Annotated in this window: 23 protein-coding genes; 15 read left to right on the forward strand and 8 right to left on the reverse strand. The window is 55.8% G+C overall.

From position 1 onward, the window contains the following. Positions 1–53: 53 nt before the first annotated feature. The 4 genes from BHD08_RS22045 to BHD08_RS23290 all read left to right on the forward strand — a co-directional run bounded on the left by BHD08_RS22045 (position 54) and on the right by BHD08_RS23290 (position 3,829). The gene (locus BHD08_RS22045; protein ID WP_125025022.1) at positions 54–1,004 is read left to right on the forward strand and encodes a hypothetical protein; all 951 of its coding nucleotides are present in this window, start codon (positions 54–56) and stop codon (positions 1,002–1,004) included. Then, complete coding sequence (locus BHD08_RS22050) at positions 991–3,147, forward strand: FAD-dependent oxidoreductase (RefSeq protein WP_125025024.1); 2,157 nt, start codon at positions 991–993, stop codon at positions 3,145–3,147. Before BHD08_RS22045 ends, BHD08_RS22050 begins: the two co-directional genes overlap by 14 nt. 78 nt (positions 3,148–3,225) lie before the next feature. Then, a complete protein-coding gene (locus tag BHD08_RS22055; protein ID WP_125025026.1) occupies positions 3,226–3,627 on the forward strand; it encodes a DoxX family membrane protein in 402 nt (133 codons plus the stop codon). A 67-nt stretch (positions 3,628–3,694) separates the two neighbouring features. Continuing rightward, entirely contained in the window at positions 3,695–3,829 is a 135-nt protein-coding gene (locus BHD08_RS23290) for a hypothetical protein (RefSeq protein WP_256678758.1), read from the forward strand. A gap of 107 nt (positions 3,830–3,936) precedes the next feature. Here BHD08_RS23290 and BHD08_RS22060 read toward each other — a convergent pair whose 3' ends face one another. After that, on the reverse strand, positions 3,937–4,818 hold the full coding sequence (locus BHD08_RS22060; RefSeq protein WP_125025028.1) for a peroxiredoxin: 882 nt from the start codon (positions 4,816–4,818) through the stop codon (positions 3,937–3,939). A 71-nt stretch (positions 4,819–4,889) separates the two neighbouring features. Beyond that, the gene (locus tag BHD08_RS22065) at positions 4,890–5,378 is read right to left on the reverse strand and encodes a DUF6789 family protein (RefSeq protein WP_125025030.1); all 489 of its coding nucleotides are present in this window, start codon (positions 5,376–5,378) and stop codon (positions 4,890–4,892) included. An 825-nt stretch (positions 5,379–6,203) separates the two neighbouring features. On the opposite strand from BHD08_RS22065, the gene BHD08_RS22070 reads away from it, so the two are divergent. Then, the gene (locus tag BHD08_RS22070; protein ID WP_218567515.1) at positions 6,204–7,160 is read left to right on the forward strand and encodes an HD-GYP domain-containing protein; all 957 of its coding nucleotides are present in this window, start codon (positions 6,204–6,206) and stop codon (positions 7,158–7,160) included. Between the two features lie 117 nt (positions 7,161–7,277). Here BHD08_RS22070 and BHD08_RS22075 read toward each other — a convergent pair whose 3' ends face one another. Together BHD08_RS22075 and BHD08_RS22080 are read right to left on the reverse strand one after the other, a co-directional pair. Then, the gene (locus BHD08_RS22075; RefSeq protein WP_125025032.1) at positions 7,278–7,502 is read right to left on the reverse strand and encodes a zf-HC2 domain-containing protein; all 225 of its coding nucleotides are present in this window, start codon (positions 7,500–7,502) and stop codon (positions 7,278–7,280) included. Next, positions 7,496–8,101, reverse strand: coding sequence for an RNA polymerase sigma factor (locus tag BHD08_RS22080; protein WP_125025034.1), 606 nt, complete (start codon positions 8,099–8,101; stop codon positions 7,496–7,498). The genes BHD08_RS22075 and BHD08_RS22080 overlap by 7 nt, the downstream gene beginning before the upstream one ends. Positions 8,102–9,010: 909 nt before the next feature. Between BHD08_RS22080 and BHD08_RS22090 the strand changes: the two genes are divergently transcribed. Then, the gene (locus BHD08_RS22090; protein WP_218567516.1) at positions 9,011–9,817 is read left to right on the forward strand and encodes a hypothetical protein; all 807 of its coding nucleotides are present in this window, start codon (positions 9,011–9,013) and stop codon (positions 9,815–9,817) included. 59 nt (positions 9,818–9,876) lie between these two features. After that, positions 9,877–10,626 (forward strand): DUF6969 family protein, encoded by a 750-nt coding sequence (locus tag BHD08_RS22095; RefSeq protein ID WP_125025038.1) that lies wholly within the window; start codon positions 9,877–9,879, stop codon positions 10,624–10,626. A gap of 547 nt (positions 10,627–11,173) precedes the next feature. Here BHD08_RS22095 and BHD08_RS22100 read toward each other — a convergent pair. Then, entirely contained in the window at positions 11,174–11,464 is a 291-nt protein-coding gene (locus BHD08_RS22100; RefSeq protein ID WP_125025040.1) for a helix-turn-helix domain-containing protein, read from the reverse strand. An 82-nt stretch (positions 11,465–11,546) separates the two neighbouring features. Here BHD08_RS22100 and BHD08_RS23105 point away from each other — a divergent pair, with 82 nt between their 5' ends. The 4 genes from BHD08_RS23105 to BHD08_RS22120 all read left to right on the forward strand — a co-directional run bounded on the left by BHD08_RS23105 (position 11,547) and on the right by BHD08_RS22120 (position 14,338). Beyond that, complete coding sequence (locus BHD08_RS23105) at positions 11,547–11,984, forward strand: hypothetical protein (protein ID WP_177412710.1); 438 nt, start codon at positions 11,547–11,549, stop codon at positions 11,982–11,984. A gap of 110 nt (positions 11,985–12,094) precedes the next feature. After that, positions 12,095–12,541, forward strand: a complete 447-nt coding sequence (locus tag BHD08_RS22110; RefSeq protein ID WP_307719194.1) for a hypothetical protein — start codon at positions 12,095–12,097, stop codon at positions 12,539–12,541. A gap of 128 nt (positions 12,542–12,669) precedes the next feature. Then, the gene (locus tag BHD08_RS22115; protein WP_125025042.1) at positions 12,670–13,914 is read left to right on the forward strand and encodes an ATP-binding protein; all 1,245 of its coding nucleotides are present in this window, start codon (positions 12,670–12,672) and stop codon (positions 13,912–13,914) included. A gap of 190 nt (positions 13,915–14,104) precedes the next feature. After that, complete coding sequence (locus tag BHD08_RS22120; RefSeq protein WP_125025043.1) at positions 14,105–14,338, forward strand: hypothetical protein; 234 nt, start codon at positions 14,105–14,107, stop codon at positions 14,336–14,338. Between the two features lie 186 nt (positions 14,339–14,524). Here the strand turns inward: BHD08_RS22120 and BHD08_RS22125 are convergent, their stop codons facing one another. Both BHD08_RS22125 and BHD08_RS22130 read right to left on the reverse strand, forming a co-directional pair. After that, the gene (locus BHD08_RS22125; RefSeq protein ID WP_125025045.1) at positions 14,525–15,514 is read right to left on the reverse strand and encodes a hypothetical protein; all 990 of its coding nucleotides are present in this window, start codon (positions 15,512–15,514) and stop codon (positions 14,525–14,527) included. Between the two features lie 186 nt (positions 15,515–15,700). Next, positions 15,701–16,819: a site-specific integrase gene (locus BHD08_RS22130; protein WP_177412711.1), complete on the reverse strand. Its 1,119-nt coding sequence runs from the start codon at positions 16,817–16,819 to the stop codon at positions 15,701–15,703. A gap of 78 nt (positions 16,820–16,897) precedes the next feature. On the opposite strand from BHD08_RS22130, the gene BHD08_RS22135 reads away from it, so the two are divergent. From BHD08_RS22135 to BHD08_RS22150, 4 genes are all read left to right on the forward strand, one after another. Then, positions 16,898–17,767 carry a DNA-binding protein gene (locus BHD08_RS22135; RefSeq protein WP_125025047.1) on the forward strand — a complete coding sequence of 290 codons (870 nt, stop codon included), beginning with the start codon at positions 16,898–16,900 and terminating at the stop codon, positions 17,765–17,767. A gap of 300 nt (positions 17,768–18,067) precedes the next feature. Then, positions 18,068–19,972, forward strand: coding sequence for an ATP-dependent endonuclease (locus BHD08_RS22140; protein ID WP_125025049.1), 1,905 nt, complete (start codon positions 18,068–18,070; stop codon positions 19,970–19,972). 43 nt (positions 19,973–20,015) lie between these two features. Continuing rightward, positions 20,016–21,767, forward strand: a complete 1,752-nt coding sequence (locus tag BHD08_RS22145; protein ID WP_125025051.1) for a UvrD-helicase domain-containing protein — start codon at positions 20,016–20,018, stop codon at positions 21,765–21,767. Between the two features lie 537 nt (positions 21,768–22,304). Beyond that, positions 22,305–23,303, forward strand: a complete 999-nt coding sequence (locus BHD08_RS22150; RefSeq protein ID WP_044463160.1) for a DNA-binding protein — start codon at positions 22,305–22,307, stop codon at positions 23,301–23,303. 154 nt (positions 23,304–23,457) lie between these two features. Here the strand turns inward: BHD08_RS22150 and BHD08_RS22155 are convergent, their stop codons facing one another. Continuing rightward, positions 23,458–23,766, reverse strand: a complete 309-nt coding sequence (locus BHD08_RS22155) for a hypothetical protein (protein WP_044463159.1) — start codon at positions 23,764–23,766, stop codon at positions 23,458–23,460. Between the last annotated feature and the right edge of the window lie 335 nt (positions 23,767–24,101).

Below are 24,101 nucleotides of genomic sequence, written 5' to 3' on the forward strand. Positions count from 1 at the left end.
GCATATCTGCTTCCCCTGATATCGCGGCGATTCGGCCTGGTAGAGACTGCCCGTTGGACTACCGAATCAAGGCCGATGCGTTCAATGGCCCACCTCAGCATGAATGCGAAAGCCTGTATGTGATCGGCGGCCTGTACGGCAATCTGCAAGCGCTCCGTGCGCTGGATTCGCTTTTGTTGGCTGAGCCACACGCGCAGGTGATATTCAACGGCGATTTGCATTGGTTTGACCGAGATCCGGCCATTTTTCGACAGGTCGAGCAGTTTGCTGCGCGACATATATTGCTGCGCGGAAATGTCGAGACGGAGCTGGCACGGGCTGTTGATGCCGGAGCTGGCTGCGGCTGTGCTTATCCGGATGAGGTAGCCGACGAAACGGTCGAATGGTCGAATCTTATTCACCAGAGCCTACGGCAGACACTGCAAGACATGCCAACGCTCCGAGCGAAGATGATGGAGCGGAAGGCACATGCGTTGCTTGAAGTGGCGGGACACCGGGTTGCGGTCAGCCACGGCGATGAGTTCTCGTTGGCCGGGTGGAAATGCTCGCGCCAGGCGCTCCAGCGCCCCGAGCGACAGCGGCAACTGACCGCCTGGATGGATGAGCAGAAAATTTCCGTGTTTGCCACCAGCCATACCTGCGCGCCGGTGGCGTTGAGCTGGGGAATTGGGGCGGTAATCAATAACGGTGCGGCTGGTATGCCGAACTTCACCGGCGGGCAGTACGGCGTCATCAGCCGTATCGCATCTACGCCATGCTCGAGGGCCTTGTATAGGGCCCGCGTGCAGGGGTTGTATGTAGAAGCCATTGCTTTGCAATACGACCACGCCGCATTTCTAATCGACTTCCACCGCCAATGGCCAGCGGGCAGCCCAGCGGCGCTTTCCTACGCTGAGCGACTGCTGTCTTGTTCGCCCGGCAGTCCTTCCTCTGCGTTGTTGGGTGGTTTTCGACAATGCCCCATCTCCATGCAAACGAGCATTCATCATAATGAATTTACGTAAGCTTTCCCTGCTTGGGGCGGTTGTCTGCTTCATAGCAGTGTTCTGGTTTTTCGATCTTGGCCAGTACTTGGACTTGGACTATCTGAAAGCGCAGCAGCAGACTCTGGATGCTCAAGTTGAGGCAAATTTTGGAATGGCAGCGGGTCTGTTTTTTCTGTTTTATGTATTGATAACCGCCCTTTCATTACCTGGCGCGGCCCTGTTGACGCTAGCAAGTGGAGCGCTGTTCGGCCTGTTAGGCGGCACGCTACTGGCTTCGTTAGCCTCCACCCTGGGCGCTACGTTGGCCATGTTGATCAGCCGATTTCTTTTGCGCGACTGGGTGCAACATCGATTCGGGCAACGCCTGAAGAGCATCAACCAAGGATTGGAGCGTGAAGGGGCGTTTTACTTGTTCGCCTTACGACTGGTGCCGGTTTTTCCTTTTTTTCTCATTAATCTCGCTATGGGGCTGAGCCGGTTGCCGGTGCGAACCTTCTGGTGGGTCAGCCAGCTGGGCATGCTGCCCGGTACGCTTATCTATGTGAATGCCGGGCGTGAACTGAGCGAATTGGAATCCTTAAGCGGCGTACTTTCACCCGGGGTGTTGGGCGCCTTCGTGCTGCTTGGGTTGCTGCCGATCATTTCACGGAAACTGCTTGGGCTGTTCAAAGCGCGCAAGGTCTATGCGGGGTGGACCAAACCCAAGCAATTTGATCGCAACATGGTGGTTGTCGGTGCTGGTTCGGGAGGATTGGTAACTGCCTATATCGCGGCGGCGGTCAAGGCCAAGGTCACGCTGATCGAAAAGCACAAGATGGGTGGTGACTGCCTGAACACGGGCTGTGTGCCATCGAAAACGCTGATTCGTTCCGCCAAGATGGCGCATGAATTAAAGAGGGCGGAACACCTCGGTTTTAAGCGCGTTACGGGCGAGGTGGATTTCCCCGCAGTGATGGAGCGTGTGCAGCGCTCTATCGCGCAGATTGAGCCCCACGACTCGGTTGAGCGCTATACAGATCTTGGCGTCGAAGTTATCGAAGGCAAAGCAACGATCACTTCACCGTGGACCGTAGAGGTTGGAGGGCGCAGTTTGAGCACCCGATCCATCGTGATTGCCACTGGGGCGCGACCATCTGTTCCGGATATTCCAGGCATCGAGCTTGTCACTCCGCTAACGTCCGAGAACTTCTGGACGTTGCGCGAGCAACCCAGGCGGTTGTTGGTGCTTGGCGGTGGCCCGATCGGCTGCGAGCTGGCGCAAGCTCTGCAGCGCTTGGGTTGCAGCGTGACGCTGGTGCAGCGAAACCAGCGCTTGGTTCCCAAAGAAGATCCGGACGCCAGCGAAGCGGTCGAGGCTAGCCTCCGCTCCGATGGTATTGACTTGCGCCTGGGCCACGAGGCCCAGCGCTTCGAAGAAGTCGAAGGGCATAAATACCTAGTCTGCAAAAACAAGGCGGACCAGAGCGACGTTGTATTGCCCTTCGACGAAGTACTGTTCGCGTTGGGCAGAGCGCCAAACACGAGCGGCTTCGGGGTAGAAACGCTGCAGCTGGCACTAGGTGCTAAGGGGACCCTGGAGACCGATGAGTATCTGGCCACGCGGTTTCCCAATATTTTTGCGGTCGGCGATGTGACCGGCCCTTATCAATTCACCCATACCGCATCGCACCAGGCCTGGTTTGCCGCGGTGAACGGACTGTTCGGTGGCTTTAAACGGTTCAAAGTCGATTATCGGGTGATCCCTTGGGCAACGTTCACCGATCCTGAAGTCGCACGGGTAGGGCTCAATGAGCAAGACGCCAAGGCGCAGCAAATTCCCTACGAAACGACCCGATTCGGCATTGATGAACTGGATCGCGCCATCACCGATGACGCCGCTTATGGATATATCAAAGTCCTTACCGAACCAGGCAAAGATCGGATTCTCGGCGCAACCATTGTCGGCGCGCATGCCGGCGAGTTGATCGCCGAATACGTCGCCGCGATGAAGCACGGCTACGGTTTGAACAAGATCCTCGGAACCATTCATGTCTATCCAACGCTGACCGAAGCCAACAAATCGGTGGCAGGCGAATGGAAGCGCGCCCATGCCCCGGCCGCTGCTTTGCGCTGGGTGGCACGCTTTCACTGGTGGCGCTTGGGTGGGGCCCGCCAGTCATAAGCCAACCCGTGTCTGGCAGAAACGCCGGACTGGACCAATCCCGGGCCTACGCTCGGCATAAAAGCTAAAGGACACATAATGAAAACCTGGTCACTGCTTTTTCTCCGCGCATCACTTGGCTGGTTGCTAGTCATCTGGGGGGCCGACAAGGCATTCAACCCCGAACATGGCATGGCGATCGCCAACAAATACTATTTTGGTTTCCTGGCCATGGAAAACGCGCTGCGTCTGGGTGGAGTCCTGCAAATGCTTGTTGGCGTGGCGATAGTCGTTGGATTCGCACGCCGCTGGGTCTATCCCGTACAAGTGTTACTCAACGGTGCTTCGCTGTTGGCGGTGATGCAGTCTGTCATTGACCCATGGGGCTGGGTCTTCGAAGGCAGTAACGTTTTCTTCTATCCCTCACTCGTGATCTTCGCTAGCAGCTTGCTTTTGATCGCGTTCCGGGATCAGGACCGCATGGTTCTGGACAAGGCCTGACGTACTCAACGTATCGGAGCATCTATTCTGTTAGCACGCGAACACGAACCGGCTGAGGAAAACGATGATGAACGAAATGATGGCTTGCTGTGGCGGGGCGATGATGTGGGGGATGGGGCTCGTTGGCCTGTTGGTGATATTGCTCCTGCTGCTCGGCGTCGCCGCGCTGGTGAAATATCTGCTCTTTAATCGCAAGCGATAGCGGAGACACATCTAACCGTTGTGCATAGCCCTTATGCATAGTGTCCAAGCCCGCTGGCGTGATGGCCTGCAACGCAGGCCATCCGAGATTCCTCAACGTTTAGGGGTTCAGTCGGGATCTCTGCGGTTGAGCATACTTACCGTAATGGCAGCAAGGCCAAGGGCGGCCACCGCCAGGCCAAACTTTGCCCCAGGTGGGAGCGGGCGACTGCGTGCCGCAATAGGGGCCAGCATCGGACGCATGAATTGTCCCAGCCAAAGATTGGCAGCGAGCGGTGGCGCGCCTTTCACAAGGTCATTGATGGCAGTCTTGCCGCCACGTGAGGGTCCCGTCCAGCCGTAGGCGGTGGGCCCGACCATATGCATGGTTTTATCCACCCCTTCGTCGACCGGGCCAAGCCAGCCCCTGGCTTCCAGTTGGTTTAGCGCGCGCCACAATGTAGGGGCGTGAGCGAACTCACTCCGAAAGGCAACCCGACCTTCCGTATCGATGAGAAAGAGGTGGTTTGGTAGCTCGGTATATTGGCTATGGGTGGCCCCGTCCAGCTCCCCAACCAAAATAGGCCAAGCCACGCCGTCCTCGTCCCGTAGGCGCCGAGCCTGTTGATTTTTTTGCTCAATGCTCTGGTGGGCAGGCATCTCTTCTCCTGGGTGCGCTTCGCGTACATAGAGCAAAAGCCATTGCACCCCGTCATGCCCTCGCTCCTGATGCAGCGCATTGAGCCCTGGCAGGCTGCCGGTCGTCATGGGGCAGGTGCCACTGCCGAAAATAAGCACGACGGGTTGGCCGCGTAACTCGCTTAGCCGCCATGTGTTGCCGTCTATGTCCTGCAGAGCGAAGTCAGGAGCCATATCGCCAGGCAATGGTCCTGGTGAAGACATTACCAATTTCACGTCCTGACCAAGCGTACTGGGTTGAAATCGTTCGTAGTTGTAGGTGGCTGGGGTCTGTTGGGCTTTGGTTTGCTCGTGTGCTTGCGGTGCTTGCATGGGGAAGTCTCCTATTGCTAGGCACGCGCAACGTGCCAGAGTCGGTCCTGCTGATGTAACAGGGCAACGGTTTAGTGGCCCGTGCCGCGTGCAGCGGTTGCATCATGATTGACGTGGAGCTGCTTGGTGGTTCGGCCATAGACCCAACCCAATACCCCGCCAAAGATCAGGTGAAGCACAAGGGTCATCATCGGCGCCATGATTCCGATGCTCATGCCAAACAGGCCTTTGCCTGCCATTGGCATCATGACGACCATCATTACCAACCATCCTGCTGTGCCCAGGATTAGCCCGGTAACGACCGCTGAGCCTGGAATTGAGCGCGCCAAAAGCGCAATGGTGATGCCATAACCCAACGTGCCAATCGCCAAGTGCACCATCCAAGCGGTCGTGCTGCTTACTCCCAACATTCCGCTTAGCATGGCGATTACATCGAGTTCCGGCATTACCCCCATCATCGTCTTCATGATCATCAAGGCGGACAACACCAACGTGGCAATGAATCCAGCAAGTATTCCCTTTGAAACATTTCGTTCCTGGACGGTCTTCGAGTTGTTCATCAGATCCTCCTAATGGTTGAATTCTCTTCCGGCAGATTGCGTCGTTTCTATGCGTGCTCCAGGCGACCTCTGGGCTAAGACGTACCAGCAGCACTTATAGATGCGATTCACTCTGATCAGACGCGTTCCCCTTCGAACAGCCTTCGGTCGATTTGCAGTCGATCCAGACACAAGTCTGGGTTCGGTTTTTTGAAGATTCAGCCCCGCTCTCGTTACAGCTTTAGCTGTCGGCACTGACCAGTGGTTGAGGCCGTTTTGGCCCATGCGCCAGGACGCGCTTGGGGCGGGAGTGCCCTGTGCTTGCAGGTCGATGCTAATCGAAGCAGAGTTGCACCTGAAACGGGCCGAAAGATCGTTGCTTCTGGGGACGCTGATGACTCAGCTTGGGCATCGAAGACGATATCGGCGCTTCGGCAGATATCGTTGTAACAAAGATTCTCCCTAACCGTCCGAGTGCTAGGTTCGCAACTACGGACAATGGCACCGTCATAAAGAGGGACAAAGAGAATGTCTATAGATTGGTGCGCAGTTTTCGTTTGAGGCTTGGGTGGGACGCCAACAACGCAGGTATCTCAGCCCTTAGGTACAAGGACGTGCCGACCAAGCGAAAGCACACGATTCATGTTTGTAGGTAGCTCGCACAGACAGCTCATTTAGGTTGATGCAGTGCGGTGGGGCGGATTGGAGGAGCGACGACCCAAGGAAGTGATGGCCATCTCTGGATGGTAGGTTCCATAAGCGGCAAGTCGCAGATAGCTATCTAAGGCAACGCGCTGGGCAGAGGGAAGGCCCGAATGCCTCGCACTGGCACAGGGGTAATCCCGAATGCGATCCTTTCTCGCCGGTTGGTTGAACAAGACAATGCGGGCATCCCATGAAGTCGACGACGCATCGAAAGCATTGGCCAGCAGCCTTCTGCTGATGGCTTGGTTTGTCGAAGCCAGAGATCCCTATACGGGTGGGCACCTCTGGAGGGTGTCGCGTTATGCCAGGTTGCTCGGTCAGGAAATAGGACTACCGACTGCCGATGTCGCTCGAGTCTGCCTCGGCGGGTTCTTGCATGATTTAGGGAAGATCGGCGTTCCTGATGCAGTGCTGCGCAAGACCAGCGCACTGAACGAGGGTGAATACAGCATCATACGCACGCATCCGGAGCTGGGCTGGCGAATGTTGTCTGGGCATCCCTTAGCCGACTTGGTCAAGGAGGCGGTCTACAGTCACCATGAACGCCCCGATGGCAAGGGGTATCCACGCGGCTTGCGGGCCGGAGAAATCCATATCGACGCCCGAATCATCGGCCTATGCGATGCGTTCGACGCCATGACTAGTAGTCGTCCGTACCGTACGGGAATGAGCCGCGGTCAGGCGCTGGCTATCATCCAAAGTCAGAGCGCCAGCCAGTTTGACGCTGAGTTGAGTCGACATTTTATACAGCTGGGGAGACGTGGCCTGCTCGACCATACGATGGGGCATTCTGATGACGGCATACCGCTACAGGCGTGTCCCGTATGCGGCCCTACATTAGTGATCAAGCGCAGTCTGCGGCCAGGCCAGCATATCTATTGCCGGAACTGTGGAGGAGAGTTTGCTTTGGAGCCGGCAGGGGACAACGCCAACCTCGTCGCCCGGCCTACGGGGCGGGTTGGGAACTCGCAGGACTTACAGCCCGACGCTGACCATGAATTGATCCGAAAGGTGGTGGCCGAAACGGTCAGTGGCATGCCCCTTCGGTGGATGCTATCGACTGATGAGCAGGCGCCCGACGGGAGAGTAAAGGCATGACGGACGGCTGGATTTATTGAAAGCAACAGTACTTTCCTGAGTGCTCGGGGGAATGCTCGTCCGGAAGCCCAACGATACGTTAATCAAATATTTGATGTCCCTGCACAACGCGGCCTATCAATCTGGCGCTTGCAGTCTGTTGAGGATGGACTGGCTGTCGACAGCTTCGTTCTTGAACGGCAGCTGTTGCAACACCTGGGAGGTTAGTTCGAGCTGCTTGATGTACCGCTTGCAGCGTGAGCACATATGCAAATGCATGAACACCGACAGTCGGGTACGGACGCTCAGATGGTTATCGATGATGTCAGAACCAAGCTCAGACATTTGACGGCAAGTCAGCATGTTCCGTCCTCCTCGAAGTGGTTGAGCATTGCATGCATGCGCTGTCGCCCTCGGTGCAGCAGTACGCGAATATTGCCTTCGGCCAGGCCTAAAGCTTTGGCGATCTCGGGGCAATCCAATCCACCCAGTTCACGCATCATTACGACGCTTTGTTGGTCGCTGGGTAGCTTATGTAGATGCTTGCGAATGCATTCATACAGCTCGGCTTCGGTTAGCAGCGCTTCTGGCGTCTCATAGTGCCACTGGCTGGGCGGAGCCTCCCAGGCGCCTTTCTCGTTGAAGCGTGAACCGATGGGCGAGCCACTATCGACACCCCAGTTTTCCAGCGAGACCTCACGGCCTCGTTTGCGGTTGATGGCGTGAGCTTCATTGATTGCAATGCGCGCTAACCAGGTGCGTAACTTGGAGCGGCCTTCAAACTTACCTATCGCTGCAAAGGCCTTCATCCACGTTTCCTGGACGACATCATCGGCCGACTCGGGCCCGACCAAGGGCATGGCCATCGCTATCAGAAAGGAGTGGTGCAACTTAATGACGCTTTCCATGGCACTGCTGTCGCCCCGCCTTAGTCTGACGAGTATTTCCTGTTCTTCATCCATCGGCGTCTCTCAGTTGGCTGGAATATCGTATGGAGTCAGCCTCATCGTTAATTAGAGGCAAGCTTCTCGCCGTTGTTACAGCGCGATTGATTCGCCTCTGAGGCGGCATTTGCAAGGCTTTTCGCTGTGGCGGAAAGGATAGTCGAGCTGAGGCAGCGACAGAGCGCAAGTGCACCTATGCTCAAGCCGAAGCTGTAACAAAAGCTCAGCTGTTACATCGGAGTTGGGCAAGCGCTGGCCAGGTAAGAGACTGGTTTGGCGTTGGCGCTAATGGATGCGGGGCTAGCGCAACGTTCAGCCCCCGCCACTTGCACACCTAAGCCCGTGAGGTAACGTTATGTCTGATGAACCAAGAGGTAAACCGAACACTGCGGCCCGCCGACCACTAGCTGCGATGCTATGCGCCAGCGCTTTGAGTTTGGCTCTGGCAGGGCCGGCGCTAGCCGCCAATCCCTGTTCCCCTTGCGCCGCTAAGGACGCTCCGGCATCCATGAGTCCTTGCTCTGCAAACCCTTGTGCCGCGAAGAACCCTTGCGCAGCGAAAAATCCCTGCGAGGCGAAAAATCCTTGCGCAGCAAAAAATCCCTGTGCGGCCAAATCGCCCTGTGCGGCGAAGAAGCAATAAGCGGCTCTAGAGTGGCGCTCTGTCGGGTCATAGCGTTTGGTTGGTGAAAACTGCGGAGCTCGGCTCTGTCGCCACCGACGCGTTAGTTGCAGTTTCAGAGCGCTGCTTGTTAACAAGGAGCAGGACGATGTTGGCGGTTAACCGGTTGTAAATGTTCCCTCGGTTGTTGAAACGCTAGCGCTCCGCTAGGAGCGGACATCAAGCTCCGGCTGTACTGGCGCTCTCGCGAGAGAGGCATAGGTTTTGTTTTGCTCTGGCGAAGGCCAGACGTCTTTTCGATGCTCATGGACAAGATCCAACAAAACTCAATAGAGGAAAGAACCATGCGCTACTTATGTCCCGACCAGCCCGGTGGGCAAAGCCATCGTCCGATCACCGCAATGGTGTCGGTCGGCGTGCTGGCAATGGCACTAGCCGGCCCCACCCTCGCAGCGAATCCCTGTAGCCCTTGTGCAGCCGGAAGCGCAGCTGTCGCAATGAACCCATGTGCAGCAAAGAACCCTTGCGCTGCGAAAAGCCCATGCGCCGCGAAGTGTGAACCTCACGCGGCCAATCCCTGCGCCAGCAAGAACCCCTGCGCTGCCAACCCCTGCGCGGCGAAGATGAATCCTTGTGCGGCCAAGTCGGTCAGACGACCAGCAGACTACAAACCTTACCAAGGCACCGCCGCCGATCTTCGGGCCTACGGCGAGAAGCTCTACAGGGATACGAAGCTGAGTACCAATGGTCTGTCCTGCGAAACCTGTCACCAGGGCGGGAACCTCTTCCAGGCGAGCTTTGCCAAGCCATATCCCCACGAAGTAGACATGGCGAAGAACCAGTTCGGCATGTCCCAGGTGTTCCTCGACGAAATGGTGCAGATTTGCATGGTTGCACCCATGGCGGCCAAAGCCCTGGATTGGGAGTCGAAAGAGCTGGCGGCGCTGGTCGCATACACGGCCAGCCTGCAGACCAGTTTCAAACCGAACCCCGGTTCGGCTAATCCCTGTGCCGCGAAAAACCCTTGCGCCGCCAAAAATCCTTGTGCGGCCAGGAGCCCCTGCGCGGCCAAGAATCCTTGTGCTGCCAAGAGCCCCAGCGCGGCCAAGTAAGCATCGTGCTTTGGCCGGAGCGGCTGCTCCTCCGTTCCGGTCCTTTTTGAGAGTTTGCGATGAATTCCCGACTTCACACCTCTGTTACGGCGCTTCCAGAATTCACCATCCAGTTACCCGAGGCCCAACAGCTGACGCCGACTGAGCGCCAATCACTGTTGATTGCGGCGCAGGAGGTTCAGCGCTGTCAGCGGGCGCTATCCAAGGCTGACCTGAACGTGGTCGGCGAGTTGCTCAAGGGGCACGATGGGTTCTACGAGATGAACCACTATCCGGATGGCGACGTGTACGATCGGGACAGTCATGCCCAGTATTACTACCACGCCCATCGTGAAGGCGGCGTCGAGCACGGCCACTTTCATACCTTTATTCGTAGCCAGGGCATTCCTAGTAACGTGCGACTTTTGTCGGCGTCGGAATTCAGCGAACCCTGGCCGAGTGGCGACGAGGTCATCGCTCATCTAATCGCCGTGTCGATGGATGCTTGGGGGCAACCAATAGGCCTGTTCGCCTGCAATCGCTGGGTGACCGGCGAGAATTGGTATCCCGCCGAGGCGGTAAAACAAATGCTGCCGGGCTTTTCGATTGACCATGCCTATCCGTCCTGGGCGACCAATCTGTGGTTGACCGCGTTGCTGCAGCTGTTCCGACCGCATATCGAGGCTTTGCTCGAACATCGCGACCGGGTTGTCGAGGCCTGGCGGGCGACGCACCCCGGGGAGGATATCTTCGAGGACCGCGCGCTGGAGATCACCGGTTACCTACCTATCTCGGTGGATGAATGGGTCGAGGCGCTGACTCAGGTCTGACGTGCGTTTGCGAATGTTTCGCTGGCTGACTGGATAACTGGCGGATGCTCTGAAGGGATTTTCGAGGGGTTGTGCCACGAATTGAAAGGTCCATTCATAAACAAAAATTAGTCGCTTTTTAACCAGCCAGCGCGGGGCGATGGGAAAGTCTATCAGCAAGAAATCTGCCGACGCGGCAGGGCGCCATCGCTCATGCCATCAATAGTCTGCGGAGGTGCAGATCAACGAAACGTGATGCTCCGAGCCGTGCAGGCGCTTAACGGGCGCCATGCCGGGTGGGCTAATGGCATCCCTCAGCCAGCGCCATCAATAGCAAGCTGCGAGGGCGTAAGCTAATCAAGCGCCATATACGAAACACTGCTCTCGATGAGCACGTGTCCTCTAAATGTTGCAGCGATGGGCGAGGGCTATTTTCACCCCGAATCCATGCAGCGGCTATTCGGGTTACCTAGTACTGGCGGTTGGTAACGGGCAGGAAAGACCGCGAGACTGACAGCAGCGCAATGGCGCCCCTGCTATCGGTTGCTGATTCGATCCCATGTCGAACCTACTCAAGTCTTAGGCAGCCCTTCAAACTCGTGATTTCTCGTTGAATTTTTTTCAGTAAATCTTCCTGCTTTAATCCGGGTGTTTGCGTTTGATAAGCCACGAATAGCAGTGTCAGGGGATGAATGCCGAGAATCTCAGCAATCTGCTCAACCTTTTCAATGGATGGCTTCCACTTGCCGCGTTCAATCGCACTGATATAGCTCTGGCTAGGCCCCAGCCCTTCCTGAGGCATATCTTTAGAAATTCGCAGATTCTTGATTGCCAAACCAAGCGCTTCATTAAGTTCCATTTGCCGACCCGCAAAAGGAACGATGAAGCCTTTTTAGTGCTTCTGGGGCTATGCTATATACAGCTTAAAAGAGGGTGTGCTGATGTTTATTACGTACAAGCGCGCTGAAATCACGTATCCGACGCTGTTTGGAGAGGACTCCCAGATGTGGCGATTCGTCGAACTCGAGGATCATCGCCCATGGTTTTACGTGATGATTAACCGCCGCCAGAAGGCATCAGCATGGAGGACGATGCTCTTGATTCCAACGGAGGATGAGTTTGAGCAAATGCTGGTGAGACGCGCTGAAGGAACACTGATTGAGGCAGTTCAAGTCGTGCTGCCATCGCGACTGAATGGATCCGATAATTGGAAGATGGAGATGCTCACAGAGCTTGTGAGGGTCTATGATCAGGACGAGCGAGTCTTGGGATACGACTTTAAGACGGCCTCAGGCCATACCTATTCTCAAAGAAACTGCCACCACACCTTGGATGCAGCTAAGCAACAAATTTATTGCGTTTCTATGTCTCCTGTTTGAAGAGTAGATTGCTGACTGAAGGGAAGCACTAAAGGAATGCTCGAGACGCTGTGTCAGCGCCGTGGCATCTAAAGCGCGCATTGCCCCGTGCAATCTGCTAATCACTCAGAATGGATAGCCAGGATCGTCTGTTGGCGGTCGGCACTGCTGCCAAACGCGGTCTAATACAACCGGCCGTGCCGACAGATAGCTTTAACAGACTCGCTGCAGCAAACGGAATCATGGGCCCCAAAGGCGGCATTTTAATGAAAGTCAGAGCGGCGGAACAGTTCGACTGCGTCAGTGACGTCCTTTGTGACGTTTGCGGGAGCAGTACGCGCGTTGAAGGATTTGGGTTGCAATTTGGGACTCTTCAGGGCAGTTGGGGATTCGGCTCGGTTCATGATGGTGAGCGTTATGAGGTCCATCTCTGCGAACCCTGTTTTTTCAGAACAATGGCCGACCTGAAGCGAGCGCGGATGCTGAATACCATGTTCAGCGACGTCGACGTAGATTTAGGCAATTTCGGACGGGTAGCTCGCGATGATTTTTTCAATGACGGAGGCAGCTTGGCTTGATAGGCGGCTCCAGCTGGACCAACAATTGCCGGGTCTCGGGTTGCAGGTGATGGCAGGGTGGAAAGCTTGGATTTAGCAATTTATCGACCTATTCTCGCTGTTCGCTATTCCCACTAACGCGGGTGCACATGGACCCCGTCTGCAATCCATACTCCCCTGGCGCTGGTACTCCTCCACCGGAGCTGGCAGGTCGCGATCAACTGCGCGAGCGGGTCCGTCAGTCGATCGGGGGCATTCGCGTGGGCCGACCTGCCAAAAGCATAATCCTGGTTGGGTTGCGGGGTGTCGGCAAAACAGTACTGTTGAATCTGATGCTGCGAGATGCCGAAGCCACGGGCATTCACACCGTCTACGTTGAGTCATCCGAGTTTCGCTCTCTGCCAGCGATACTCGCGCCGCAGCTCCGCCTCGCCTTGTTGCGGCTGAGCCGTATCGAAGCAGCCAAGGACGCAGCGATAACCGGCCTGCGAGCTTTAGCCGGTTTTGCCAAGGCTCTGGAGCCGACGTTTAGCGATCTCAAGGTCGGTATTGACTACGAAGCCGAGGTAGCTCTGGCGGGCAAAGGTGATCTCGAGGAGGAATTTGCTGCCCTGCTTACAAAACTCGGTGAAGCCGCCAAAGCAGCTCAGAGCGTCCTCGTTATTTTCCTGGATGAGGCGCAAAACGTAGCAGAGGAACAGCTCGTCGCGCTTGTCGCAGCGCTGCATCGCATTTCACGATTGATCTTGCCGGTTGCTCTCATCGGAGCAGGCCTGCCACCACTCCGAGACCGTGCTGGCAATGTGAAAAACCACCCGGAGCGCCTCTTCGACTACCTCGAGGTCGGCTCGCTGGAGCCACACCAGACGCGTCTGGCCTTTGTAAAACCAGCGGAGGCCGAGGGCGTGACTGTAGACTCAGAGGCGGCCGACATGGTTGCTCAACTCACACGCGGCTACCCTTACTTCATTCAAGAGTGGGGCAGGCATATTTGGAACACAGGGCAGAATAATCACATCACCCTTGCAGACGTCCAGAAGGCATCCGGGCAGGTTATTGCTACTTTGGACGAAGGTTTTTTTAGGGTAAGGCTCGACCGGATGACCATGGCAGAACGCATTTATCTACGCGCCATGGCTTCGCTTGGGGAGGGGCCTCATCACTTTGACGGCATTGCGGCACGCCTGGGCCGTACAAGCCAATCTCTTACTTCAATTCGCAGTTCCTTGATCAGCAAAGGAATGATCTGGACGCCGACCCACAACGGCACCGCTTTCACTACGCCGATGTTCGATCTGTACATGTGCCGGATCATGCCCGGTGAAAGCTGGCGCTCCAGCCTTCCAAAGGCTGACGGCAATTGTTTTCCACCTGAAGAGAGCTCAGATGATTAGAGCGAATGCACTCATCTTGCTACGGCTACGATGGCTTTTTCACCTCAAGGGTGCTTCCGATTTGAGCGGCTGAGTCGATGCTCCGCTGCGTGCGTCAAGATGGGATCGACTTACCTGCGATCGGGGCGTAAGGTCGCTCATGGATATCTTTCTACGGGCGGCACCCGCATAAGCCTGGCAGGAGCGGAGCATGAGCGAACTCAGTGATGATGAAATCGACCGACTTGAGGCAATCATTCCTAGGCTGGCCGCCGTTGCCACTTATGCGGCGTATTTGCGTGCGGTTGCGGCAGGTCATTCCCTGATAATGGCGAAGGATGGCAGGCTCGTACAAATTCATCCCGACGGTTCGGAAGAAATGCTTCGCGACTTATGTGGCAAGCACAAGGTCGAGTCTGGTAAGACTTTCAATGTGGGTATTTAAAGCGCACGTGCCGGCCGGGTGTATTCATAAGGTGAGTGCAGACCACAGCGGCTGGTTTAAGACACTTGCCCATCTTGCCCTGCACAATAGAGCCTTCGCTATGTCGTGCGGGACCTTAAGCTGCATAACTCTACCCTGTAGGACGGAGGATCCTGCGATGCTGGCTGCTTAAGCATCGACATGCGGTCATATATTGGCTACACCCGGAGGCGGGAGCGCCCAGCTGGGGTTGAGCATCAAATCGCCAAAGCTCATGGCTGAATCGAGGTAAGGCAAAGCGGCCTTTTCATTCTTCCAACCGACATAGCTCATAAGAAATCTGAGGTCCCAGTCACTTGAATTGGCCCAATGTGCGAACCCGCTACGACGACAGAACTGCTTAGAAGAATGATTTTCATTTTTAAGTATTGATCTAATAATTCTATCTACCGAGCCGCGGGACAGACCGCTTTCGCTCAGCGCCCCGTGCTGACTAATCGCGCGAAATACCGGGCCAGAGATAATGTCTGCCGCCGCTAGCCAATCCGAGTAGGCCTGTACCGGGCATAGCCGGCTTAATGCAGGAAGAGAAAACGTACGCTCAGCATAGCGGCGGCCATCCCCAATGCGTGGCAGGTGCACCCACATGGCCACCTCGTTTTCATATTTAATGTGTTCTGCGTGTAGACGACAGAGCTCATCGCTATGAAAGCCGCGCCAGAAACCTATCAGAAGCATCGCGATATCCCGCCGGCACCTCATTACCTCAACCCAGTCTTCGGACTTTTCAGCAAGTGAAGCCTGCATCGCTAAAGCGCCATGTATCAGCTCCAGCGGATCCAATTGCAAAGGCGTGGCTTGTGCCTGGGAGATTGGGTGCAGTACGCAGATACTCTTGAAGGTGGCCTTTGCTAACGGCGACTTGGTTGGGTCGAAAAAGCCTCCCGTGACATGCCAATGGGACAACGCGGCGAGGTGTAACTTGATCGTGGCTGTGGCCAGCAACCCGGCTTGGCCAATTAGGTAACTGACGATGTTATCCGTGGTAGCCGGCAAATACCCGCCCCAAGAGGTCTCGAAGTGTTCGATCGCCTGCCGGTAGGCAAATTTAGTATTTTTGCTCAGCTTTGTTGGTTTGCGCGGCGCTGACGGCAAGTGCACATCAACCCTCTCTGCATATCCGTATTTTTCTCTCATACAGGTCTGGCTCCGGGCATTTCGATCCGAAATAGAGGTGCGCAGAAATAGCGGTAATAAAACTGGACAGCTAGCTGATCTGGTTCTGGTTCACAATCCGCTATCGTGCAATCGACTCATAAGCAAGAGCTTCACCTCTCAATAGGACATGCTTGCGCGGCTTTTGTCGACGCGATGTGTCGACCGCTAGTCAGGCAGGTCGGTTGGGCCAGATGGGGCCGGCAGGGGTTGAAGCAACATCGAGGCGCGGCTACTCAGCAGCGCTCCGGCTTGGAAGTAGCCCATAACGGTTTCGACACTGCGATGTTCAGTCATGGCCATCACTTCACCCAATGGGGCTCCCTGGCGACCCGCTTCCGTCACAAAGCCCGAGCGTAAGCTGTGCGCGGCCCAGTCACCGTCTAGGCCGGCCAATTTGGCGCGGCGCTGAACGATCCGTGCTACCTGATCAGTTGATAGTCCGAATGGGCTGACTTTGCCGCCCTTGTAGAGACGCCGAAAAAGCGGACCGGTATCGGCGGGCGCAGCGATGAGCCAAGCCGTTAACGCGTGCGCAGCGCGACCCAGCAGTGGTTTTTCGCGACGGGATCCGGATGTGTCTGTTTTGGTGACGCCCAGCGTATAAAGCCAAGTGTCTTCATCCAGTTTGCGCACATCGTCGACCTGCAGACCTGTCACCTCAGATCGGCGACGCCCGCCGCCACTCCACGCCATCAGGAGGAGGGCGCAATCACGAGTACCGCGAATTCCGTCCGTACAGGTCGCCAACATGGCCTCCAGAGGCTCTACCACGGCTGCCGTCTTTTTGCGGACGACTACTCCTTGGCGCGCCTGTGCTTTTCGCGCATCTCGCAGCAACGTTTTCACTGCCAGCGCTTCAGTAGGGCTTTCCCAGTTGTTGAAGCCATGCCATCTGCCCAGTGCCGACAGCCGATGGCAGACTGTGTTGTAGCTGAGAGGTCCGGGCTTTGCCTTCACACGTGCCGCGACTAACGCGGCATCGATGGTCGATGGTAGCAGATAGCTCCATGCACCATCCGCCAGTGGTCGCGCCAGGTGATCAACTACGAATTGAATGACTACGGTCGACTGTACAGGCGCATCGCCCATCGCAAGGCCGTAGCGCAGGTGCAGCCAAGCCGACCAGTAGGCGAGGGCGCTGCGATAGCTTCGCACCGTGTTTTCAGCGGTGCCGCTGGCAACAAAGCCTGCTGCCGCTTCCTGAGCCTTCAACGCCAATCTATGGGGGTCTAGGGTGGGCTCGTCGATCAACGGCATCTGATCTGTAATATTTACTACGTCCAACGTATTATATTTCCGTAATCAACTGAATAGGGTCGGATAATCTTTAATTATCAGACCTAATATAGCCTGAGGTGTCCCATGGCAGTAGGCGTACCGGAAGAGGTGGTGTTTGCAGCGGCGGATGCGGTGCTGGAACGTGGTGAACGCCCGACGGTGGAGCGAGTGCGCCAGGAGATGGGTCGCGGCAGCCCGGCACGTGTCGGAGCTTTGCTCGACAAATGGTGGGCGCTTCTGGCGCAACGCCTGCGCGGCGAGACGCGGCTGCCCGCGTTGCCTGCGGAGGTGTCGCAGGCTTTTGTCGTAGTTTGGCAGCAGGCCATGTTATTGGCCGAGGGGGTGGCCGAGCAGGCGATGGCGGAACGTCGTGCCCTGCTGGAGGCAGAGCGGCTGCGGGTCGCTGCGCTCGAGGAGGAAGCCCGCCAGATAATGGCTCAGGCCCGAGATCAGATAGCCACCGCTCAGGCAGCTCAACAGCACGCCGAGACCCGCCTAGACGACCTTGAGCTGCTGCTTGTGCAGCGCCAGGCGCAGCTGGATGATCGGCAAAGCCGCTGCGCGGAACTTGCTGAAGAGCGTAAGACGGCCCTGAAAGAGGCCGGTCATGTGCGGGACGAGCTACAGACCGTGCAGCAGCAGTTGACACAGGAGCGAGAGTCCACGGCAACCTATGTACGTGGGGTCGAGGATCGCGCCCACCATGAGGTCGATCGCGCCCGGGAGGAGAGTAGGAGGGCAACGGCGCAGCTCAAGTCCCTTCTCAAGCAGCACGACGGGTTGCGGCAGCGGTTGGATATCACACTGACGCAGCTCAGTGAGGCACGGCAGATCGCTGCCGCCGAGAAGGCCCGAGCAAGCACCCTAGAGCAGCAACTCGCCAAACGGATGCCGGCAAAGCGCGCACGGGCCATACCGGCGAAACGGCAGCGAAAACCAACGGCTATTGGCTAGCAGACACTATTTGTGGTCACATCCGTGCCAGCGCCTCGCTCGGTAGCTCAATTTGACGCCACACGCTGCTTCATCCTTAGCGATGTGCACATCACCTATCGCACGTACGGACTGTTAAGCCACGCCTAGCTGCCGCTGCCCTGAGCCGTCCAGCCGTGGCGATCCAGAGCATCAAAGCTCCTTAAAAGTGAAGACCGTATCGTCAATATTGGAGCGAGCTTCACAACGGCGTATTGCCAAAGCATCGGTCAGGTAAGGCCACCGCCCGCGAGCGGAAGCAAGTAGAAGGAAAGGGCGCTCATGTATCTGCGAGCATTGAATATCAACGGTTTCAAGTGCTTCGGTGAGTCTTTTGCCATCGAGCTACATGATGGGCTGAACGTCTTGGTAGGTGAGAACGGAGCAGGCAAGACAGGTGTGATCAGCGCGATACGCCAGCTATTCAACGACTCGGAGTCGGGCAAGCGGATCATCGGCGAGCGTGATTTTTACAGAGGGTTTAACGCCGGTGCGATTGCGTCAGAAGCAATTCAGATTCAAGCGACGTTCTCAGGCTTGGACGCGGAAGATGCCGTTGCCTTTGAGGACTGGTGCGGAAATCAAGACGAAGCGAAGCTGACCTTCACTGCGCTCAATCAAGAATCGCGTGGCCGATTTAAGCACTACACGTATGGTGGTCACGAGTACACCAAGACGCTGGAGACCGAGACGCTCGACCTTATCCACTGTATCTATCTGCCGCCGCTGCGTGACGCCGAAACCAAGCTGCGCGAGGGGCGCCACTCTCGCCTGGCACGCCTCTTAAAGGCACTCTGCCGTAAGGACCTGAAGGCTGCCAGAGAAGCACGCATACCGCATGCTCTGGAACAGCGCGTAGGTGAGTTCAACCGTGAGTTGTCCGAAAGCGATGAGTTTGCAATCAAATTGGCCAACCAAAGGATCGGCGACAACCTCAAAGCCGCGCTCGGGATCCATTTATCTCAGGGCACCTTGATCCAGTTCTCAGAGGCCAGCTTCTCCCGCATCGTTGAGGGACTGAGGCTCCTGTATTTCCCTGATCTCGCGCAGGCAGACCCTGCCCAATTTAGGTCTCTTGAGGAAAATAGTCTCGGATACAACAATCTCTTGTATATCGCCTCGATTCTGGCGGAGCTGATCCTTGAGGCCGAAGAGGATCGGGGTGAGGAGACCTACCTGCGCCTACTGCTGATTGAAGAACCAGAAGCACATCTGCATCCGCAGCTACAGCTGCGCCTGCTGCGACATCTGAAGACAGTAGCTGAGGAGCGGGGGATTCAGGTGATCATTACGACCCACTCGACAGTGATCTCCGCAGCGGTCTCCGTAGATCACATCATCCACATTTCTAATGAGCGCACGCCTAAAGCGGTGTCAATCAGGAGCTGCGGGCTTCCCGAGCCGAGTCGGCGCTTTGTAGATCGCTGGTTGGATGCAACCAAGTCAAATCTACTGTTCGCCAAGGGGGCGCTCTTGGTTGAAGGTATTGCCGAGGCGATCGTTTTGCCTGAGCTCGCTCGCATTGTTCTGCGCCCCTACGGCAAGGGTAAGGACTCTTTGGACGATTACGGCGTTTCAGTCATCAACCTGGGAGGGATCTACTTCAAGCACTTCATGCAGTTGTTCTGCGATGTCACGGGTGAGCAACCTGGCGAGAATATACCTGTAAGGTGCGCCGGATTAACTGACAATGACCCGCCTAAAACTGTCATGACTGTTGAAGGCGAAAAAGGTGAACAGACCGCTGTTCCGTACCTGCCACATGCGGATGAGTATCGTATCGGAAACAACCCAGCACTGGAGCTGTCCGCCGCCATCAATCAGTCTCAGTTCGCGAGGTTATTTGCTGGCAAATACAAAACATTCGAATACGACCTTGCTATTGAGGGCGGCAACCTTAGAACAATGCTGACGGTGGCGGCTAAACTCTGGCCTGTGCCAGAGGGCAAAGTGGTCGCGCGTCTTGAAGAGGACGCGAAACTGGATTTCGCAGCCACGTGTTCTGCTCAGAGGGCCGTCTTCGCTGGCGCTTTGCTTCACCGACTTGACTCCGAAGAAATCGGCAAGGGACTGTATGCGCAAGAGCTCGCGGATACACTGGATGCTCTAGATGGTGAGTTCGTAGTGCCGGAGTACATCCGACTAGCCATCCTTTGGGCTTGTGGGTTGGAGCAAAGGCCCGCGTAATGCTGCGTTCGACGATGGAGATGGGCAAAGGGCTGCCGATTCGATGGACTTCACCAAAGAACAGTTGGACTACATCGACGCACCGCTTGATCGGCATGTTTACCTGAAGGCTTGCCCTGGTAGCGGTAAGACTGAAGTGGTTGCTGCGATGGTGTCCAAATCTGTTCGGCAGTGGTCTCGGTTCCCTTCTGGCATCGCGGTATTGACCTTTTCCAACAGTGCCACGGATGAGCTCAGGGGCAGGGTGCGTAAGCATCTAAAGGAGCCGATCGGCTTCCCCCATTACATCTCAACATTTGACGGTTTCGTTCTTACACGACTAGTGGCAAACATCGCCAGCGAGCTCACCGGCTACAAAGGGAAAGAAGGCGATTTCCGCATCCGAATCGTGGAAAAGACAGCCAATATCTATCGCACACACAACAGCATTTGCGACCGTAAGATTTCAGCCTGCAGATACAATTTTGATCTGGAAAGAGCGCGGTTCATATTTTCTACGGGCGAACGTGGCCTGGACAATCAGCTGAACTCAACTGTGTTTGATAAAAACATCCATGACGACCTTGTTGCCACCAAGCGAAACCTCTGGCAAGCAGGCTTGGCCACCCATGGTGACATCGACATGCTCGCTCTCATGGCGTTCAAGGAACCAAAATTGGCGGTTCACTTTTCACGCATAGCACGCCGCTTCCCTGTGGTTATAGTTGACGAATGCCAAGACCTTTCCCTTGAGCAACTGCGGATCGTGGAGAAACTCAGCGAATTTGGAGTGAGGTTCCACTTTGTAGGAGATCTTAATCAGTCTATTTACGGCTTCCGCAAATCAAATCCAGAGAACGTTAGCAAGCTTATGGCGAAGCTTGAGTTCGAGTCCTACGAACTGAGCACGAACTGGCGAAGCGGGCAGGCTATCGTTGATCTCTGCTCGAATATCTTAGGAACTGGCCAGGTGATGAGTAATCAAAACATCGCTTCCGTGATGCCGATGATCCTCGAATATGAGCGTTGTCCCTCAGAACTCCTGCCTACGATTCGCAACTTCACTCAAGCGTATACCAACGTAGTTGTGGTAGCCCGGGGATATACGACTCTTAATCGTTTACGCAACGGGGAGAGCGTCGAAGGCGTTGAGCTGCTGGCGGTTGCATGTATTGGTGCTGGCTCCGGTAGCGTGAAGGACATCAAAGAAAACCTGAGGGTGTTCGCCAAATGGCTAGCAGAAAGGCTCCACTTGCAAGTCACCAAGGTGGGCCCTCATTGCCCTATTGCGATGGAGTCCAAGCTAGCTTGGCGCAAGTTTATCCATGAAAGCCTTAAATTCATGGTCGCTAATGGGGCAGGCAACCCAGACCAAACCTGGTCAATGTGGGTACGTACCGCCAAATTGGCACTCCGCCAACTGCCCGATCAAGTATTTGTCCCCGCTGAGATTCGGAAATACCTTGAGGCACTGAGGCATCTAAACCTCGTGGCACGAAAAGGACAGGGCGCAAAGCTCGTATCGGCCCGGCTGATGAGGCAGAAAGTTCATGGCGACCAGGCAGACGCGATGCGCTACGAGACAATCCATGGCGTAAAGGGAGAAACCCACGACGTGACGGTTGTTGTCTCGTCCCTACAACCTGGTAGTCATCTCTCGCATTGGCAAGATTGGCTGCGCGATCCTGAGTCGGAGGCAGCACGATTTGCCTACGTAGCGAGCTCAAGACCACGGCATATACTGATCTGGGCGGTGAAGAAGCTCAAGCCAGCAGAGCGCCCTGTACTGGCTAAGCTGGGCTTTAAGCTCCCCTGAGTGGGCTTTGGCAGCAGCCTCATCTAACCGCTTGCGACTGATACTCCTCACCCAATTTAATTAGCCGCCAAGGGAAGCCATGCAACCGCATGTAATGATCAGTAAGTAGTGCCATCGCCCAGGCTAGGAAGACGTCCAGGGGAGCTGACTAGCGGCCCCTCAGATCGCATGATCGCCACGAACTCCCTAATGCATGACTACAATGATAACTGCTGGGATAACAGCTGGGACGGACGCGTAGATGAACCTGGACGTATAGCACCGGTGTCTACTTTATAAAAATTAGGACATCACTTTGAGACAAGCGAAATCTGCTAAGCGTTTGATTTTTCGACAGTCTTGTTTTTAAAAACCAAAGTCCACTTTTTCAAAAATGATCACATGAGAAATGGCGTTAACGAGTCGTTTTTTCCCGCTTCGATTGAATAATTCTAGATTATTCTGTCTAACATTATATGAAAATTCCTCCTTTACAACAGGTGATTTTCATATGTAAATACATGGTATGTAACACACTACGAAATCGTAGGAGCAACCATGGCACGGGGCGGCATCAACAAAGCGCTGGTTCAGAAGGCGCGACAGGTGATTCTGACGCGGGGAGAGAACCCCAGCATCGATGCGGTGCGAGTTGAACTTGGCAACACCGGCTCGAAAACCACCATTCACCGCTACCTGAAAGAAATAGAGGAGGCTGAGCGCGGCCGGCAAACGGCTCCGTCTCTCAGCGAGCAATTGGGCAATTTGGTGAGCCTGCTCGCTGAGCAGCTCAGAGAAGAGGCTCAGGCAGCCGTAGCACAGGAGCGCGAGCAGCTGGCACGCGAGCGACTCGATTACCAGGACCAGATGCGGCAGGCTGAAAGCCGAATAGAGCAGCTTGAAGGTCAGTCTTCTACGCTCGGGGAGCAGCTCAACGCTGCTCAGCAGGCACTGCAGCACGAGCAACAGAAGTGCAAGCAGGTCGAGCTGGAAAATGCGCGGTTAGCGCAGGCCAATGCCGATCAGGAGACGCGCCTGATTGATCGCGACAGCCAAATTGTGTCGCTGGAGGACAAGCACCAACATGCCCGTGATGCACTGGAACACTACCGGCAGGCCAGCAAGGATCAGCGCGAGCAAGACCAGCGGCGTCACGAAGCCCAGGTTCAGCAACTGCAGGTTGAGCTGCGACAGCTCCGACAGACTCTGATAGTTAAGCAGGACGAGCTGACCCAGCTTAACCGTGACAATGCACGTCTACTCACCGAGGCGCGGCAGATGCAGAAGGATCAGCGTGCTCAAGAACAGCATCTCACGCAGAAAACTCAGGCCTTGGAGATCGCCCGGAGCACATTGACCGGAATGGAGCGTACGAATGATGCACTGGAGCAGCGCTGCCACGCTTTGCAGGATGAAGTCGCCCGGCTTGGCGAAGCCACCGATGCTCAGGCACAAAGAGCCCAGGGCCTACAGGAGCGCTTGTCCGAAGCCCTCGCGCAGCTGAAGCTGCTCAGGCATGCGCCGCCTGCCGTCCCCGGCGACGCAAGTAGCCCATGATCCGGCTCACTGCGACCAGAAACAGACACCGGTACCGTGGGCGGGTCAGACAGGCAAACCATGTTCACCAATTTTCAGGCTCAGCGGACGCAAAGCCTGCAGGCGCCGTTGAGTCACTGACCATGTGACTGCGAATGCTGCCTGATCGGCGCACTCAACCTTCGGCCCAGAAATCGTCCTTTCGCACCAAACCAAACTCATCCTGATTGGTGTCAGGTTCATCATCGAACATGGTGTTAACCATTCGCTCGCGGCGAAGCATGGCCAGCGCTCGGAAAAAGCACGATTCACAAAGGTGAATCTCATAGCGCTCGCCATCATGCTTTGAACCGTACCCCCAGCAAGCTTGAAGAACGCCGAACTGGTGACCATAACCTTCAACGCTTGTGCTCTGGCAACAGGCGTCGCAAGTAACGTCTGAGGTCGTTTCCGTCGGCTCGGTAGCAACGTGGCGCATGATCATCAGCTCCAAGGAGAGGGAGGCTTTCGGCTGCCTTCCAACTTACCAATCGATATGTGGGGCATTGAAAAAGGCGACCCGAGAGATCACCTCGAAGTGACGAGGGTAGCGTATGTCGGCACGGTCAATGTATTCGAGCGTAGAATTCACTTAGGAATCAAACAGTTAGAACGGGAGTGAGTGAAATTTCCCCTTATCTCGGCATGCACCCCTATACAGTTTGATTACGGCACTAAACCCAACAGTGTTACCTCTACCGATAAGACCGTAACCAATACATATAAAGACGGCACTAAGACCAGTACATCTACTACGGTTTCGACTCCACCTGCGACTAA

The organism is Pseudomonas sp. SCT (genome assembly GCF_003864275.1).
GTDB classification, from domain to species: Bacteria; Pseudomonadota; Gammaproteobacteria; order Pseudomonadales; family Pseudomonadaceae; genus Stutzerimonas; species Stutzerimonas stutzeri_AE.

Bases quoted from the DNA above. Each gene is read 5' to 3' on its own strand.
- BHD08_RS22050 (WP_125025024.1), top strand. From the start codon at position 991: ATGAATTTACGTAAGCTTTCCCTGCTTGGGGCGGTTGTCTGCTTCATA.
- BHD08_RS22055 (WP_125025026.1), top strand. From the start codon at position 3,226: ATGAAAACCTGGTCACTGCTTTTTCTCCGCGCATCACTTGGCTGGTTG.
- BHD08_RS23290 (WP_256678758.1), top strand. From the start codon at position 3,695: ATGAACGAAATGATGGCTTGCTGTGGCGGGGCGATGATGTGGGGGATG.
- BHD08_RS22060 (WP_125025028.1), bottom strand. From the start codon at position 4,818: ATGCAAGCACCGCAAGCACACGAGCAAACCAAAGCCCAACAGACCCCA.
- BHD08_RS22065 (WP_125025030.1), bottom strand. From the start codon at position 5,378: ATGAACAACTCGAAGACCGTCCAGGAACGAAATGTTTCAAAGGGAATA.
- BHD08_RS22070 (WP_218567515.1), top strand. From the start codon at position 6,204: ATGCGATCCTTTCTCGCCGGTTGGTTGAACAAGACAATGCGGGCATCC.
- BHD08_RS22075 (WP_125025032.1), bottom strand. From the start codon at position 7,502: ATGCTGACTTGCCGTCAAATGTCTGAGCTTGGTTCTGACATCATCGAT.
- BHD08_RS22080 (WP_125025034.1), bottom strand. From the start codon at position 8,101: ATGGATGAAGAACAGGAAATACTCGTCAGACTAAGGCGGGGCGACAGC.
- BHD08_RS22090 (WP_218567516.1), top strand. From the start codon at position 9,011: ATGGACAAGATCCAACAAAACTCAATAGAGGAAAGAACCATGCGCTAC.
- BHD08_RS22095 (WP_125025038.1), top strand. From the start codon at position 9,877: ATGAATTCCCGACTTCACACCTCTGTTACGGCGCTTCCAGAATTCACC.
- BHD08_RS22100 (WP_125025040.1), bottom strand. From the start codon at position 11,464: ATGGAACTTAATGAAGCGCTTGGTTTGGCAATCAAGAATCTGCGAATT.
- BHD08_RS23105 (WP_177412710.1), top strand. From the start codon at position 11,547: ATGTTTATTACGTACAAGCGCGCTGAAATCACGTATCCGACGCTGTTT.
- BHD08_RS22110 (WP_307719194.1), top strand. From the start codon at position 12,095: ATGGATAGCCAGGATCGTCTGTTGGCGGTCGGCACTGCTGCCAAACGC.
- BHD08_RS22115 (WP_125025042.1), top strand. From the start codon at position 12,670: ATGGACCCCGTCTGCAATCCATACTCCCCTGGCGCTGGTACTCCTCCA.
- BHD08_RS22120 (WP_125025043.1), top strand. From the start codon at position 14,105: ATGAGCGAACTCAGTGATGATGAAATCGACCGACTTGAGGCAATCATT.
- BHD08_RS22125 (WP_125025045.1), bottom strand. From the start codon at position 15,514: ATGAGAGAAAAATACGGATATGCAGAGAGGGTTGATGTGCACTTGCCG.
- BHD08_RS22135 (WP_125025047.1), top strand. From the start codon at position 16,898: ATGGCAGTAGGCGTACCGGAAGAGGTGGTGTTTGCAGCGGCGGATGCG.
- BHD08_RS22140 (WP_125025049.1), top strand. From the start codon at position 18,068: ATGTATCTGCGAGCATTGAATATCAACGGTTTCAAGTGCTTCGGTGAG.
- BHD08_RS22145 (WP_125025051.1), top strand. From the start codon at position 20,016: ATGGACTTCACCAAAGAACAGTTGGACTACATCGACGCACCGCTTGAT.
- BHD08_RS22150 (WP_044463160.1), top strand. From the start codon at position 22,305: ATGGCACGGGGCGGCATCAACAAAGCGCTGGTTCAGAAGGCGCGACAG.
- BHD08_RS22155 (WP_044463159.1), bottom strand. From the start codon at position 23,766: ATGATCATGCGCCACGTTGCTACCGAGCCGACGGAAACGACCTCAGAC.